The sequence below is a fragment of the Daejeonella sp. AP26 genome (assembly GCF_056680515.1).
In genome coordinates this window covers 4,397,091-4,411,878 of sequence record NZ_CM155286.1, presented here as the reverse complement: position 1 = coordinate 4,411,878, position 14,788 = coordinate 4,397,091, and the positions used below count along the sequence as shown (strand labels likewise).

Sequence of the window (14,788 nt, the reverse complement as noted above, 5' to 3'; positions counted from 1 at the left end):
ATCAAAAATTTATGTTCGATATATTTAAGAAATCTGAGGAAGGTCCGAAGGATGTGAAGGGACTAAGAGATGCTTTTTTGCGTTTTATTAAACAGGAGCTTCAGAAAGTGGAGGGTGGTGAAGGAAGTCATATAAAAGCTTTGCAGATTTTTATTAACTGTGAGGATGTAGAGAAGCATCTCTATGAATCGGCGGTGTATTTTGAGGAAAGTCATATTTTCAGGAATGAAATACAGCGGATTGCGGACGACTTTGCGATAGATTTGCCCCCTTCATGGTCATTAAATATCAGTTTTGTGGACTTATTTCCCGAGGAGACCATTAAGATTAAGGGTTTAGATGCGGCTCTCTTTATACAAACGCGCAAGCACACCATTAAAAAATCGTCAACGGCTTACCTGCGGGTATTAAGTGGCGAGGCTGAAATGGAGCAATATATATTAACTTCAGGGGTAGAAAAGTATACTATAGGACGGGAGCGCAAAGTTCAGGTTGAAGGTGGTTTTTTCAGGGTCAATTTAATCGCCTTCCCAGCTGACAGCAGCAATGAGTGCAATAAATTCATTAGCCGCCAGCATGCCCATATCAAATGGGATGAGGATACCGGCTGTTTTATATTATTTGCTGATGAAGGTGGAATTCCGCCGGGCAACAAATTAAAAGTACGGTCCGAGGTTGATGAAACCCAGGAACGGTTAAATTCTACACAAATCGGCCACCGTCTGCAAGAAGGGGATCAAATCATTTTAGGAGAGTCGGCTATACTACAATTTAGCTATTTACAGGAGAGAGATTAATAATGGCTAAAGTATTTACAATTACGGAGGGTCTTGAGAACATGGGGGCGATACGCACCGGTGGCCAGGGTTCTATTTACAAAGGCCGGCGAGCAGGTGATACTATCGTTGCGGTGAAATTATTGCCCACTCCTATTCTGGATGAGAGCGAAAACGACAAGAATTTCCGGGACTTTCGCAATGAGGTTGAGAAGCTGAAAAAAGTTAACGAAGAGCCCAACCCAAATGTGGTTAAGATCCTTAACTCCGGTATTACTGAAAGCGGCTCATTTCCTTTTATTGAGATGGAGTTTATCGAAGGGCCGGACCTTGAGGAGTTGTTAAAAGAACCCCACGATCCGATTTTCACTGTCTCTGAGATTATCAAGGTTGCCACGCAGCTGGCTAATGCGCTAAGTCATTGTCACAAGGTCTCCGTCAAACATGGCGACATCAAGAGTAACAATGTGAAGTTCAACATGAATACCGGCAATTATATGCTGCTTGACTTCGGATTGGCGATCATGTCGGATGAGCAAAGGCGCACTAGTTTACGGCATGCGGGGGCTGTTGAGTTTATGGCCCCGGAGCAGAACGAAGGTTCCATGCTCTTCCAGTCTGACGTTTACAGCTATGGAATCATCCTGTACGAATTACTCGCCGGCAGAGTTCCCTACCCACTAAAAGATAGCGGTCAAACGGCGCGTAACACCGTCATGTTGTCGCATATGGAGATGCCTCTGCCCGACCCCCTTCTAATTCGTAAACAGCACCTTCCGGAAGGATGGACTCAGGAAAAGAAAGACCGGGAAATGCAGGTACCAAAATGGCTGGTAGATCTTATAAAAAAATGCCTGTTGAAAAACCCGGACGACCGCTTTAGTAACGGCATGGAACTTTATGAAGCCATCAGATTGCAAGACAGCGCACTATCTGTAAATGGAAGTGTCAACCAAAGCAGTAACGACCTGCAGTCCATGCTCATGCAGGAAAGACAAAAATCGGCAGAGAAGGACCGGCAGATCACGTTATTGAAGGAGACTCTAAGCCGGAAAGAAGAAGAGATAAATACCTTAAAACTGGCAGGAAGCAATTTCCGGAACCAGGACAGAGGTTTGGTAAGTATTTCACGGCCGATCTATTATACTTTGATATTATTGATTGTGGGGCTTAGCGCTTACGCTGGTTACCAGGTTATTGCTGATAAAAAGGTTGATCCAGCGAATATTTCTTCCTTGCAGGATAGTACTGCTCAAAATAATCAGAATGAAGATCCTCAAAACAAAGAGGTGAATAAACAGGAACCCGGAACGCAAACTGCTAACCAGGATAGCATGGACCTGGCGCGCGAAGAATTGGATAGAGTGCAGGCCTCTCTGGATACCTCCACTGAGGCACCCACAGACGTTGTTGAAGCAAATGAAAACAGTACGCCTTCCGGTAATGATATTGGCAAAGTATTTACTTTAGCGGTGCCCCAGGCTTACTTTCATGATAAGCCCGATCCGGATACGCGAAGAGATGCTTTCATAAATCACTGGAATAATGCGCGACTTAAAGCCCTAAATGATTTGAACGGGTTTATTTATGTTGTTTACACCAATGATGAAGGCCAGACCAGCAAAGGATGGATGAATAAGAAGGACCTGATAATTATTGGGGAGTAGTAGCTTGTGGGTTGAACGTGAGTTGTAGGATACCAGGTCATCCTTTTTGTCTCGCTACAATAAAACCTATCAGTTCGTCCAGAGGTAATCCTGCTCTGTTGGCAGCATCCTGAATTTCTTCGCGGGATACATTGGCTGCAAAGGCTTTGTCTTTAAGCCGCTTCTTTACTCCTTTAATGTCCATTCCTTCATAGCCATTCGGCCGCATCAGGGAGTAAGCGTGGATGAAACCGCTGAGCTCGTCAAAGGCAAAAAGCATTTTGTCCATCTGAGTTTTCGGCTCTACGCCAAAGTGTGCGGGTCCGTGTGACGCTATGGCGCGAATTACCTCAGGATCGACGTTTCTTGATTCAAGTTCCCCAATAATCTTTTGACAGTGTTTATCTGGCCACTGATCCCAATCAGCGTCATGAAGAAGGCCGGCAAGCTCCCATTTCCATTGACCTGCTTCATCTAAACCTTCTCGCTCTTTTGCCCATGACCTCATTAGCTTTCCCACCTGTCGCATGTGTAGCTGCAGCCTGGGATTTATAACCCATTCATTGAATAACGCTTCGGCTTCTGCGCCTGAAAGAACATTACCCTTGTTTTCAGGATTGCCAAAAGATTTTCGGTTAAGTTGAAGGTTCATGTTGCAAAATAAAGAATTGGCGTTAACCAACCAACCGACATTGAGCCACTGGGCTCAAAAAATAATATACTGCAAGCTTTGATTAAATATTCCAACCGACGTGGCAATTAGACTAATACTTCGTAAATTTAATAGAGTTATTTCGAAAGATCATGGAAGTGAATTATCCAATCGTTATAGCGGTGATCCTGGCTGTTATGTTCCTGTTGATCTTTGTGATCCGCACTGATCGTAAGGATGTTAAAAAGTTTGCCGATGAGCTGAATGAATCTGAGCTGGAGCCTGAAAAACATAAAGAAGAAAGGATTTGATTTTATTATGCTGTTTGCGTAGATAAATAAAAATCATCTTTCACTAATTAATTCGCTTTTATTCTAACGGGTTGTCACACAAAAGATAACACGAATGCTTTTGTATTATCGCTGCAGTGACAAATTAGCGCATTATCATATTATCGCATTACCATATTATCGCATTGCCACCATGATGCCTACGCCAGTTATTTTATATTTAAAATAGTTTTTGCAAGACAGATCATCTGTTCGCTTCCGGTATATTTCCCCTGCTCATCCGACAACTTGACCACTTCTGTCCATTCGCCGTCACGGGGCTTGGCTTCCGTCATCTTAATAACAATGTTCATTGGCGGTGGTCCGGCATCATTAGTCAGGCTTGTACCAATGCCGAATGACATACCAATCTTACCCCGGCAATGTTCAACAATAGGAGCTACTTTCTCATAGTTAAGACCGTCCGAGAAAATAATAGTTTTAGTTGTTGGATCAATTCCCATCGATTTGTAATGGGCAATCACCTGGTCAGCGAATTTTATCGGGTCACCACTGTCATGTCTCACTCCATCAAACAACTTCGCAAACATTTTATCGAACTGCCTGAAAAATACTTCCGTGGTATAAGTATCTGAAAGTGCGATGCCCAGATCACCGCGAAATACCTTTACCCAGTTTTCTAAACCGATAGCATTTGCCATCTTGAAGCCGTAATGAGCCGCATGATACATAAACCATTCATGCGCGTGAGTCCCTATGGGCTTGGTTTGATGCAACATTGCCATGTGGACATTGCTTGTCCCGATGAAGGAACCAATGCCATACTTATTAAGCGACTGAAGAACCAGGCGGTGTACTTTGTATGAATGCCGGCGGCGCGTGCCGAAGTCAGCAACCGTAATATTCAGTTCCCGGTACTTTTCGATCTTCTCCTTTGTCCGGCCTATCACTTCATCATCATTTACCCGCTCCAGGTGGTTTAACTTATAAAATAATTCACATATCAGCGACATAAGAGGCACTTCCCAAAGGATGGTACGATACCATAGACCCTCAACATGCACCTGTACCTGGCCGTCCTGCTGCGTAATATGAACTTCTTCCGGATTATAGCGATAACCTTCCAGGAAGTCCAGGTAAACCGGATCGAGATAAGGGCAGTTGGATTGCAGGAATTGCTTCTCGTGCCTGGTAAGTTGCAAGGATGCCATTGCGTCTACCTCCCTGCGAAGCGCCTCTGAAAAGCCGGCTGGAAAGGAATGCTTGCCCCTGTTTATAAATTCATAACGAGCATTGGCGCCCGGGAACAAGCGTACTACGCCCTGTTGCATTGTAAATTTATAAAAGTCATTATCCAGGATGGATACTATCGGAAGGTTGTGGGAAAGATCAGCGGAGTCTTCAGAGTTCAATGTCATAATTGCTTCTTACACGGTATCAAGACTAAAGTAAAATTTAGATCCGCGTCCAACTGTACTTTTGACCAATATTTTACTGTTATGATAGCGTAATATTTCTGAAACTAAGTAAAGTCCGATACCAAAGCCTGAAACAGTTTTTAGCTTTTCGTTATTAACCCTGAAAAAACGGTCGAAAAGCCTGGCCTGATCGGCTTTACTAATCCCAACGCCTTCGTCCGTTACGGATATCGTTACCTTTCCCTCCGATATTTCATTACCAATGGTTATACTGCCTCCACGTGGGGAGTACTTGATGGCATTACTCACTAAATTAATTAAAACCTGTCCAATCTTATCGCGGTCAGCGTATACATTAATCCCTTCACAATTCTTACAAACAATCTGATGATTTGCTGTCAAACATTGAGAATCGTTTACGATATCATTTGTTAATAAATGCAGATCAAATGTTTCTTTATTGAGATGAACCTTTCCTTCCTCAAGCCGGGCAAGACTTAAGAAATCTTCTATCATTGAAGCCATTTTACCAGCCTGAATTTCTGCTCTGCTCAAGGCATTGGTCATAAACGGGTCACTCTCCTTTTGAGCTTTTGAAAGCAATAATTGGATATATGACTTGATAGATGTGAGCGGAGTCTTTAATTCATGACTGATAATGGCAATAAAATCGTTCTTTCTAAGCTCCTCCTGTTTCTTCCCGGAGATATCGAGCATCGTTCCTATAAAACGTTCCGGTATACCTTGTATGTTGTAAAGAACTTTTCCAATGACTCTTACCCAGCGAATTTTTCTGTCAGCTAATCCAACAGTGCGAAACTCCAGATCGTAAGCACTATCATTTTCCAATTTGCTATTCAGGCTGCTAAGCACATCCTGCACGCCTTCTCTATCGTCCTGATGCAGACTATTCAAAAGATCTTGTTCATGTATAGTGCGTTCATCATTATAACCAAACAGTTCATTGCAGCGGGGATCCCAATTTATAAATCTTGTTATAAGGTTCATATTAAAGGTGCCGAGGTCGGCGGCCCTGACTGCCAGCCTCAAATGTTCCTCATTTTCTTTAATTAAACGGCCTGCCTGCTTCGTTTTAGAAATATCCCGGGCAATTTTAGAGATTCCGATGACCGTGCCTCTGGAATCAAAAATGTGAGAAATACTTAGCGAGATGTCAATTAAACGACCGTCCTTTCTCTCGCGTTGAGTTTCAAAGTGCTCAATTCGTTCACCTCTCTTAAGTTTTGCAAGTATCTCAGGTTCTTCATAATGGCGGTCAGCGGGTATAAGCTTTAGGATTGACTCGCCTATAATTTCATCTGACGTGTAGCCAAAGATTCGCTCAGCAGATTTATTCCAGCTAGTGATCACACCCTCAAGTGTTTTGCTAATAATCGCATCTTCTGAAGATTCAACAATGGCGGCTAGTTTAGCACTTTTCTCTTCTGCCAGTTTGGCTTCAGTGATATCAATTACGGTCCCAATGAATCTTTCCGCCTGATCCGATGGACCTGTATATACTTTCCCCTGGGCTCTGATCCATACCACTTCAGGAACATCAAAGCGAACAATTCGATAAGAAATGTCGTACCTGCCATTCCCTGTGGGAGCCATTGCCTTCAAAATTTCCTCCTCAACAAAGCATTTGTCTTCCGGATAAATATGTTGCTGAAACATTTCGTATGTAACCGGGATGTCATTTGAAATACCATATATCCTTTTGCACTCATCAGACCAGGTCAGTTCTTCCGTTATAGGATTGTAATCCCAGGTACCCATTTTGGTGGAATCCATAGCCATCCGCAGCCTTGCTTCACTATCTTCCAATTCAATAATTAGCTCTGCCTTCCGTCGAGCTTCATTTCTAAATTCAGTTACATCACGTGTAAAGCAGCGTGTATGTATGAATTCGCCATCTTTACGAAGCACGTTGGAATTAATGAGCACATCCTTAACACTGCCGTCCTTGCATTTCAGTTTTGCCGGATAATTGCGCAGCGTTTCATTGTTCGTGAGACGCGAGAGAATATCTGCAATGACTGTCGGCTCAGCATGAAAGTCGCTGATCGGATGACCGATATATTCGTCCTTTGTAAAACCCAGAATATCTAATTCAGCCTGATTAGCCCATACGATGATCCCCTCAGCATTTACCCAATGCAGAGGAATAGAAGCATTATCAATAAAATCGGTAAGTTCCTCAACGCGCAGCTCCAACTCTCTTTCTCTATGCTGAGAGGACTGAGATTGTCCGTTCAAGCCTTTTAATTTGTTCATTGTTAATTTTTAAACGAAGGCTTGCTTTTATAGGGTTTTCATCCGTCGGTGGATTAAAGATTACAATATCCGCTCCAATCAGCGGTAAACATTAGCCAAATGGTTATCAGAGACATTAAAAGTTAACATCTGATAAGGAAACCTTTACCGATGCTTTATTGTTTACCATTTGTTTATTTATCAGCCGAGAACGACAAAAAGCACACCGGCACCCTCATAGGCAGCGCATTACCGTTAATTAAGAATATGAATTAGCGTACTGGATTTTTAAGGAGCTGTAAAAGCGGTTGTACGGTGTCAAAGATCTGAAAGAATATTTTAAAAACAAATAACCTGACAATATGAGCTTAAGCAAATATGTAGAAAAGCGGGATTTCAGCAAAACCTCCGAACCTAAGTCCGGGAAAAGCACTGATAAAGATAAACTGCGCTTTGTGATCCAGAAGCATGACGCCTCCCGTTTACATTATGACTTCAGGCTCGAGATGGAAGGTGTACTTAAAAGCTGGGCTGTCCCGAAAGGTCCGTCAACAGATCCAAAAAATAAACGTTTGGCGATGATGGTGGAAGATCACCCATATGATTATCGGACCTTCGAAGGAACTATTCCAAAGGGAAATTATGGAGGAGGAATCGTGATTGTTTGGGACGAAGGTTTTTACGAACCCATCGAGGAAATAAAAGATAAAAAAGCTCAGGAGAAGCACTTGCTGAAACAACTGAAAGATGGATCCCTCAAAATAAAGCTTCATGGTAAGAAACTGCAGGGTGAGTACGCCCTGGTCAAAACTCAGGGTATGGGAGAGAACGGCTGGCTCCTTATTAAGCATAAAGATGATTTTGCCTCCCCTGCTGACATTACTCAAAAAGATAAATCAGTACTTTCTGGAAAAACAATCGAACAAATGGAGAAGACAAGTGAGAAAGTTTGGGAAGGAGGTAAGGCACAGAGTGTAGGGAAAGAAACGCGCAGCGGCAAGAAAAAACCGATAGACAAAAGTGAAGAAACCACTGAAGATGAAGGACCTACGGATATCGAATCCATCTTGAAGAAAGCCAAAAAAGCGAAGATTCCCACCGGTATCAAACCAATGCTGGCCACTTTGGTAGATAAGCCCTTTGATGACGACGATTGGCTTTATGAAGTTAAATGGGATGGCTACCGGGCACTTGCATTCGTTAACGAGGGCGAGGTGGAACTGCTTTCGAGAAACAACAAAAGCTTTGATGATAAATTCTATCCGATTCATAACGTGTTAAAGGAATGGAAGATGAACGCTGTAGTAGACGGCGAGATCCTGGTGATAAATGATAAAGGGATTTCCAACTTCGGGCATCTTCAGAACTGGCGCAGCGAAGCGGACGGAGAGCTTATCTTCTATGTTTTTGATTTGCTATGGTATGACGGCAAAAATTTGATGGATCTACCGCTAATTGAAAGGCAGGCAGTACTTAAAGAGATTCTACCCACTAATGATGACCGAATCCGCGTGAGCAAAGTGTTTAATGCCAAAGGCACTGAATTCTTCCATGCTGCCGAACGAATGGGATTAGAAGGAATTATTGCAAAGAGAGCAGACAGCACTTACTCTGCCAATAACCGGTCGAAAGAATGGCTAAAGATCAAAGTCAGCAAACGACAGGAGGTGGTAATAGCGGGTTATACTAAAAACGAAGATACCAATAAACAGTTCAGCTCGCTTCTGCTGGGTGTTTACGAGAAAGATCAGCTTCAGTATGTCGGCAAGGTAGGTACTGGCTTTTCTGATAAGACTCAAAAGGAAATGATGGCCTTGTTCAATCCATTAATCACTGACAAGAGTCCTTTTGAGTTTATTCCTGACGTGAACAAGCCTTCGCGCTTTCGTCCTAATCCGCCCAAGGCAAAAGCCACCTGGTTAAAGCCTGAGCTGGTTTGCGAAGTAGCTTTCGCTGAAGTTACCAGCGACGGTGTATTCCGCCATCCATCTTTTCAAGGAATGCGGGAAGATAAGAAGGCAAAAGATGTTGTTCGTGAAACTGCTGAGTCGGTTGAGGAAGTATTGGAAGATGAAGTATTCAAGCCGGAAACACAGCATGACAAAGCTGTTAAACCTCCTAAGGAAAAAACCCGGAAAACATTATTAAATCCCAAAGATGAAACGCAGGTTCGTAAAGTCTGCGGGCACGACCTGAAATTTACCAACCTCAGCAAAGTATACTGGCCGGAAGACAAGGTGACCAAGCGTGATATGTTTAACTATTATTACCAGGTTGCCGAATATATTCTGCCCTATTTAAAGGATCGTCCTCTATCGCTCAACCGCTACCCCGGAGGCATACACGCGCAAAGCTTTTATCAAAAGGATGTAAAAGGTAAAGCGCCTGACTGGGCAAAGACATTTCCATATACTACAAGCGACGGCGAAGCAAAGGAATATTTGGTTGGCGATGATGAAGCCACATTGTTATGGGCCGCATCTTTAGGCTGTATAGAAATGAATCCCTGGTTTAGCAGGGTGCAATCTCCCGATAACCCAGATTACTGCGTTATCGATCTTGATCCTGACAAGAATACCTTCGACCAGGTAATAGAAGCCGCACAGGAAGTTAAAAGAGTACTTGATGCCATCGATTGCCCTTGCTACTGTAAAACTTCAGGATCTACCGGCATGCATGTCTATATTCCGCTGGAAGCCAAATACTCCTTCGATCAGTCTCAGATGTTCGCCCGAATAATTGTGAACATTGTCCACAAAAATTTGCCTGACTTTACGAGCATTGAACGAATGATAGCCAATCGTAACGGTAAAATGTACCTTGACTTCCTACAAAACCGGCCAGGAGCAACTATTGCGGGTCCTTACTCCTTGCGTCCAAAAGTAGGTGCTACGGTTTCTATGCCGCTGCACTGGGATGAAGTCAAACCCGGATTAACTATGAAAGATTTTACCATCTTCAACTCACTAGACCGCCTGCGTGTAGAGGGAGACATTTTCAAAGGGGTAATGGACAAAGGAATAGATCTTGAAAAAACCGTAAAGAAAGCGCAAAGTATTTTTAGTCCGTGACTTAATACTCTCTGAAACTAGTTAAACTATCTATTTTACTCTTTGTTTAGTTATTAATAAAACAAAAATAAAAAGTCATGAAAAGAATGATAGTTGCCGCAGCAGTGAGTACAGCTTGCTCCCTGCTGTCATTTAGCCCAGGCATGTTTCTTACAAGCACTGCCCAAACCGGGAAAACTGATACCGTCACAGAAAAGCCAATGAACGCTTTCAACCGCGAGCGGGTCTTAGCTGTTTACAAAGGAATAGAAACTGGCGACCTGAGCGTGATGGACGAGTTTGTAGCCGAGGATGCTATTGACCATGGGGGCATGGAAGATGTTAAAGGCCGTGAAAACGTTAAAAAGATGCTGGCTGATATCCATAATCACTTCAACAATCTGAAATTTACTTTAGTAAGCGATGCTAGTTCGGAGGATGGAATGTATCATTTCGCACTGGTTAGAATTACCGGTACTTCCAAAGATGCACATATGGGTATGGCGGCCAATACTCCTATGGACCGGACTAGTGTTGGTGTTGCTCGCATACAGAATGGCAAGGTTGCTGAACACTGGAACTTTGACGATCCAAAAGGAATGATGAAAATGATGGAAGGGATGAAGAAGATGGATGGGATGAAAAAAACGGAAATGCCGAAGAAACAGTGAATAATTTGATGGTTTGCCTGTAAAGCTTATCGCCTCATTAACAAATTATTTAACACTTTATTTCTCTGTAAGTATTTTCGACAAACCGGCACCTGCCTGCAGAAGTTCCTGTGTTATGTTGCGGGTGTAACTTTTTATTTCCTCATTGAAATCATGTACTGAAGCGCCTGTGCGGATCTCCTCCAGGCGCTTCTCCCAAGCCCCCGTGAGTTCTGCCTGAGCAATTTTCTTATCTTTAACTACCTCATAGACTCCCAGACCTCTATTTGTGGGGACAAGATTTTTCTTTTCCCGAATGATGTATTCCCGTTTGATCAGGGTTTCAATAATCGATGCGCGGGTAGCTGGGGTACCTAGACCACTGTCCTTCATCGCATAGCGCAATTCTTCGTCTTCGATCTCTTTACCGGAAGTCTCCAACGCCTTTAAAAGGGATGCCTCATTGAACAAAGGCTTTGGTTTAGTTTGTTTCTCCAGCAACGTTTTATCCACTATAGGAAGTAGTTCTCCCGCTTTGACTTTAGGCAGCGATGCGTTGTCCTCGTCTTTTTTTTCGTCATCAGCTTCATTGAAGACCGAGCGCCAGCCGGCAGAGCGGATAACAGTTCCATTGGCAACAAAAGTAGCACCCGATTCAATTGTAATTTTCGTGATCTCCTTGATACATTCTTTATGAAAAGCTTCAAGCATGCGGCCAACAACCATATCATAAACGGCCTGCTTATCCGATGAAAGGTGAGAGGCCCTTTCACCGGTGGGTAACAAGGCATGGTGATCGGTCACCTTTTTTGCATTAACACTTCGCTTATTCAGGGGAATGGTCAGCAGAACTTCAGCCTGCTTACCAAAATCGGGGTGATCCTTTAATTTGGCTATGAGGGAAGGTACTCCAGCAAACACATCATCGCCAATATAACGGCTTCCCGTACGCGGATAAGTGATCAGTTTGCTTTCATACAGATTCTGAAGCAGATTGAGTGTCTGATCGGCGGTAAAACCTTTGCGTTTATTCGCCTCCTGCTGTATACTGCTTAAGTCGTGGAGCAAGGGCGGTTGTTCCTTGCGCGGTTTTGATTCCACACTGATGATGTTTCCGCCAGCCGGAAATCCTGCTGCTACATCCTGCACCTTGTCATAAACTTCCTGGGCTTTTGATTTATCCTTAAAATTGTCTACCGATAAGGCCTTAAATATTTGCTCATCTTTAGCGAGCTGGATGCTCACCTGGTAATAGATCTGCGGAACGAAGTTCTTGCTTTCAATATACCGTGCACAGATCATGGCAAGGGTAGGAGTTTGCACCCGACCTAATGATAACACCGAACGTCCGCCGGCCGAAATGCTTAAAGCTTGCGTGGCATTCATCCCTACCAGCCAGTCGGACTCCGAGCGGCAGTGAGCAGAATTGAAGAGCGTATCATAGTCTGTACCCGGCTTCAAGTTCCTGAAACCTTCTTTAATAGCTTCATCAGTTTGGGAAGAGATCCAAAGACGTCGAAATGGTTTTTTGCATTTCAGGTAATAATAAATGTACCTGAAGATCAACTCCCCTTCGCGCCCCGCATCTGTTGCAACAATGATTTCAGTCGCACTGTCGAACAGCATTTTAATGGTGTCGAGTTGCTTGCGCACACCCGGATCCTCAACCATACCATCCTTAGTTTTGATTTTCCGTATAGCTAATTTGAAACGTTGAGGAAGCATTGGCAAGTGTTGAATCCGCCAACCATGGTATCCGTAATCCTGCGGTGGTGCTAACTGAAGCAAATGTCCGAATGCCCAGGTGAACGAATAGCCTTTACCTTCTATATATCCATCTTTCTTTCCTGTCGCCCCAAATACTTTTGCCAGTTCACGTGCTACAGAGGGTTTTTCGGCTATTACAATCTTCATCTATTTATTCTGCTTATCCGCATTCATTCCAGCAAAGAGGGAAGAATGGGAATGGGCAAATCTTACAATAATTATCGAGGTATCTGGTATCCTTTAGAAGTCTTTAGTCAGGAAAATGCAGTTCTCAAAAGTCGGTAGCTTCACCCGCTATAAGTAAGCCACTAAAAAAAATCGGCCTGTAAATTAATACATGCCGATTTGAATAAACGTATTTGATTATGCTTAATCCTGCAATAACTTAAGTAATTCTTTCGCAGCAGCTTCAGACGACGCAGGGTTTTGACCGGTTATCAAATAACCATCCTGAACCGTATACGTCGCCCAGTCTTCTTTCTTTGAATAAATGCCGCCCTTGGCTTTAAGTTCATCTTCAAGGAGGAAAGGTACTACATCTGTTAACTGGACCGCTTCTTCCTCAGTATTAGTGAAGCCGGTAACTCTTTTTCCTTTGACCAATGGCTCTCCATTTAGCTCTTTTACATTTAGTAATACCGAGGGAGCGTGACATACCGCCGCTACTGGTTTACCAGTCTGCCAGAAGTCCTCAATCAGGTTAATCGAATTCTGGTCGGTAGCAAGATCCCACAAAGGACCATGTCCACCCGGATAGAACACGGCATCAAACTCATCGGCAGTAACCTCCGAAAGCTTTTTGGTGTTCGCCAGAATCTGCTGCAAGTCCTTATCTGCTTTGAATCTCTTCGTGGCTTCAGTCTGAGCATCAGGAGCATCACTTTTAGGATCTATTGGTGGCTGTCCGCCTTTAGGCGACGCCAGCACAATCTCAGCACCTGCTTCTTTCAATAGATAGTAGGGGGCGGCAAATTCTTCAATCCAAAAGCCGGTCTTTTCTCCGGTGTTTCCAAGCTCACTATGTGAGGTTAATACAATTAATATTTTCATCGTAAGAGGTTTAACGCTGACAGGGTTTTAAACCCTGTCAGCGTTTGATTTAAACAGATTAATTAAGATTCAGTTCTTGCAAAGTAGGATAGTCTACATATCCTTTCGGTCCGGTAGCGTAGAATGTATTCTTATCCGGAATATTCAAAGGAGCGTTCTGAGCAAAACGTTCTACTAGGTCGGGGTTTGCAATGTACGGTACGCCATAAGCTACCAGATCGGCATCTCCATTCTCGATCACCTCATTACCTGTTTCGCGGGTAAAGCCCTTGTTTATGATAACAGTACCTTTATATAAAGGGCGGAAATGCTTCGCCACGTTCTTTACTGCGTGCGGAACATTGTCAACCGGGGTAAATGGTTCGGTAAGATGCAGGTAGGCTAACCCGTAACCATTCAGCTTTTCAGCAATATATTCATGAACGGGAATAGACTCGGGATCAATCATCATTCCCTGCGCCCCATGCAGAGATGGATTTAACCTTACGCCGACTCTATTCAAGTCAATTACCTCTTTTAAAGCGTCAAGGGTTTCAAACAATATTCTGGCCCTGTTTTCAATAGTCCCGCCATATTGGTCGGTGCGACGGTTTGAGTAGACATTGAAGAACTGATGAAACAGGTATCCGTTAGCGGCGTGGATTTCCACCCCATCGAATCCGGCTTTTACAGCATTTTCGGCAGCAACTTTAAAGTCTTCAATGGTTCTCAAAATATCTTCTTCAGACATTTCTCTTGGCACAACTGTATCAGCAAATCCTTCTTTAGTAAAAGCCCGGTCAAACGGATTTAATGCTGAGGGAGCTAAAGGTAATTTGCCATCCTGTAGTGCGGGGTGCGACAAACGGCCCACATGCCATAACTGCGCAAATATTTTTCCGCCTTTAGCATGCACTGCATCAGTAACTAATTTCCAGCCCGCTGTTTGTTCTTCAGTAAAAATTCCGGGTACATTAACAAAGCCAACAGCTTCCTTGCTCACATAGGTTCCTTCCGTTATGATCAAGCCTGCTGACGCTCTTTGTGCGTAATATTGTGCAGTAAGTTCAGTGGCTACATTACCGGGATTGTCTGAACGGCTTCTTGTCATAGGTGCCATCACCATACGGTTATTTAACTTGAAATCACCTGACTGGTATGGTTGCAATAAAATTTGATTTTCCATGTTCATCTTATTTCAGCAGTTGCTTATCATGTATTAATAAGTTAATTGATAGCAACTGTTGGTTCGGC

At 43.4% G+C, this 14,788-nt stretch carries 11 protein-coding genes; 5 read left to right on the top strand and 6 right to left on the bottom strand.

The window, feature by feature from the left end; all coding sequences use genetic code 11:
- Positions 1–11 precede the first annotated feature (11 nt).
- The gene (locus AC1MCB_RS18815; RefSeq protein ID WP_479966261.1) at positions 12–797 is read left to right on the top strand and encodes an FHA domain-containing protein; all 786 of its coding nucleotides are present in this window, start codon (positions 12–14) and stop codon (positions 795–797) included.
- Positions 798–799: 2 nt separating this feature from the next.
- Positions 800–2,443, top strand: coding sequence for a serine/threonine-protein kinase (locus AC1MCB_RS18810; protein ID WP_479966260.1), 1,644 nt, complete (start codon positions 800–802; stop codon positions 2,441–2,443).
- 37 nt (positions 2,444–2,480) lie between these two features.
- Here AC1MCB_RS18810 and AC1MCB_RS18805 read toward each other — a convergent pair whose 3' ends face one another.
- A complete protein-coding gene (locus tag AC1MCB_RS18805; protein ID WP_479966259.1) occupies positions 2,481–3,074 on the bottom strand; it encodes a hydrolase in 594 nt (197 codons plus the stop codon).
- Between the two features lie 152 nt (positions 3,075–3,226).
- Here AC1MCB_RS18805 and AC1MCB_RS18800 point away from each other — a divergent pair, with 152 nt between their 5' ends.
- The gene (locus AC1MCB_RS18800) at positions 3,227–3,385 is read left to right on the top strand and encodes a hypothetical protein (protein WP_479966258.1); all 159 of its coding nucleotides are present in this window, start codon (positions 3,227–3,229) and stop codon (positions 3,383–3,385) included.
- 188 nt (positions 3,386–3,573) lie between these two features.
- Here AC1MCB_RS18800 and pncB read toward each other — a convergent pair whose 3' ends face one another.
- Together pncB and AC1MCB_RS18790 are read right to left on the bottom strand one after the other, a co-directional pair.
- Entirely contained in the window at positions 3,574–4,782 is a 1,209-nt protein-coding gene (pncB, locus tag AC1MCB_RS18795; RefSeq protein ID WP_479966257.1) for a nicotinate phosphoribosyltransferase, read from the bottom strand.
- 9 nt (positions 4,783–4,791) lie between these two features.
- On the bottom strand, positions 4,792–7,059 hold the full coding sequence (locus tag AC1MCB_RS18790) for a PAS domain-containing protein (RefSeq protein WP_479966256.1): 2,268 nt from the start codon (positions 7,057–7,059) through the stop codon (positions 4,792–4,794).
- Positions 7,060–7,400: 341 nt separating this feature from the next.
- On the opposite strand from AC1MCB_RS18790, the gene ligD reads away from it, so the two are divergent.
- A complete protein-coding gene (gene ligD / locus AC1MCB_RS18785) occupies positions 7,401–10,109 on the top strand; it encodes a DNA ligase D (protein WP_479966255.1) in 2,709 nt (902 codons plus the stop codon).
- 77 nt (positions 10,110–10,186) lie between these two features.
- Positions 10,187–10,759, top strand: coding sequence for an ester cyclase (locus AC1MCB_RS18780; RefSeq protein ID WP_479966254.1), 573 nt, complete (start codon positions 10,187–10,189; stop codon positions 10,757–10,759).
- Positions 10,760–10,816: 57 nt separating this feature from the next.
- Here AC1MCB_RS18780 and topB read toward each other — a convergent pair whose 3' ends face one another.
- The 3 genes from topB to AC1MCB_RS18765 all read right to left on the bottom strand — a co-directional run bounded on the left by topB (position 10,817) and on the right by AC1MCB_RS18765 (position 14,720).
- Positions 10,817–12,652 (bottom strand): DNA topoisomerase III, encoded by a 1,836-nt coding sequence (topB, locus tag AC1MCB_RS18775; RefSeq protein ID WP_479966253.1) that lies wholly within the window; start codon positions 12,650–12,652, stop codon positions 10,817–10,819.
- Between the two features lie 222 nt (positions 12,653–12,874).
- Entirely contained in the window at positions 12,875–13,555 is a 681-nt protein-coding gene (locus tag AC1MCB_RS18770) for a type 1 glutamine amidotransferase domain-containing protein (protein WP_479966252.1), read from the bottom strand.
- 58 nt (positions 13,556–13,613) lie between these two features.
- Positions 13,614–14,720 carry an alkene reductase gene (locus AC1MCB_RS18765; protein ID WP_479966251.1) on the bottom strand — a complete coding sequence of 369 codons (1,107 nt, stop codon included), beginning with the start codon at positions 14,718–14,720 and terminating at the stop codon, positions 13,614–13,616.
- Between the last annotated feature and the right edge of the window lie 68 nt (positions 14,721–14,788).

Excerpts from the sequence above, each read along its gene's own strand:
- AC1MCB_RS18815 (WP_479966261.1), top strand. The coding sequence starts at position 12 with ATGTTCGATATATTTAAGAAATCTGAGGAAGGTCCGAAGGATGTGAAG.
- AC1MCB_RS18790 (WP_479966256.1), bottom strand. The coding sequence starts at position 7,059 with ATGAACAAATTAAAAGGCTTGAACGGACAATCTCAGTCCTCTCAGCAT.
- AC1MCB_RS18810 (WP_479966260.1), top strand. The coding sequence starts at position 800 with ATGGCTAAAGTATTTACAATTACGGAGGGTCTTGAGAACATGGGGGCG.
- ligD (WP_479966255.1), top strand. The coding sequence starts at position 7,401 with ATGAGCTTAAGCAAATATGTAGAAAAGCGGGATTTCAGCAAAACCTCC.
- topB (WP_479966253.1), bottom strand. The coding sequence starts at position 12,652 with ATGAAGATTGTAATAGCCGAAAAACCCTCTGTAGCACGTGAACTGGCA.
- AC1MCB_RS18800 (WP_479966258.1), top strand. The coding sequence starts at position 3,227 with ATGGAAGTGAATTATCCAATCGTTATAGCGGTGATCCTGGCTGTTATG.
- pncB (WP_479966257.1), bottom strand. The coding sequence starts at position 4,782 with ATGACATTGAACTCTGAAGACTCCGCTGATCTTTCCCACAACCTTCCG.
- AC1MCB_RS18780 (WP_479966254.1), top strand. The coding sequence starts at position 10,187 with ATGAAAAGAATGATAGTTGCCGCAGCAGTGAGTACAGCTTGCTCCCTG.
- AC1MCB_RS18805 (WP_479966259.1), bottom strand. The coding sequence starts at position 3,074 with ATGAACCTTCAACTTAACCGAAAATCTTTTGGCAATCCTGAAAACAAG.
- AC1MCB_RS18770 (WP_479966252.1), bottom strand. The coding sequence starts at position 13,555 with ATGAAAATATTAATTGTATTAACCTCACATAGTGAGCTTGGAAACACC.
- AC1MCB_RS18765 (WP_479966251.1), bottom strand. The coding sequence starts at position 14,720 with ATGGAAAATCAAATTTTATTGCAACCATACCAGTCAGGTGATTTCAAG.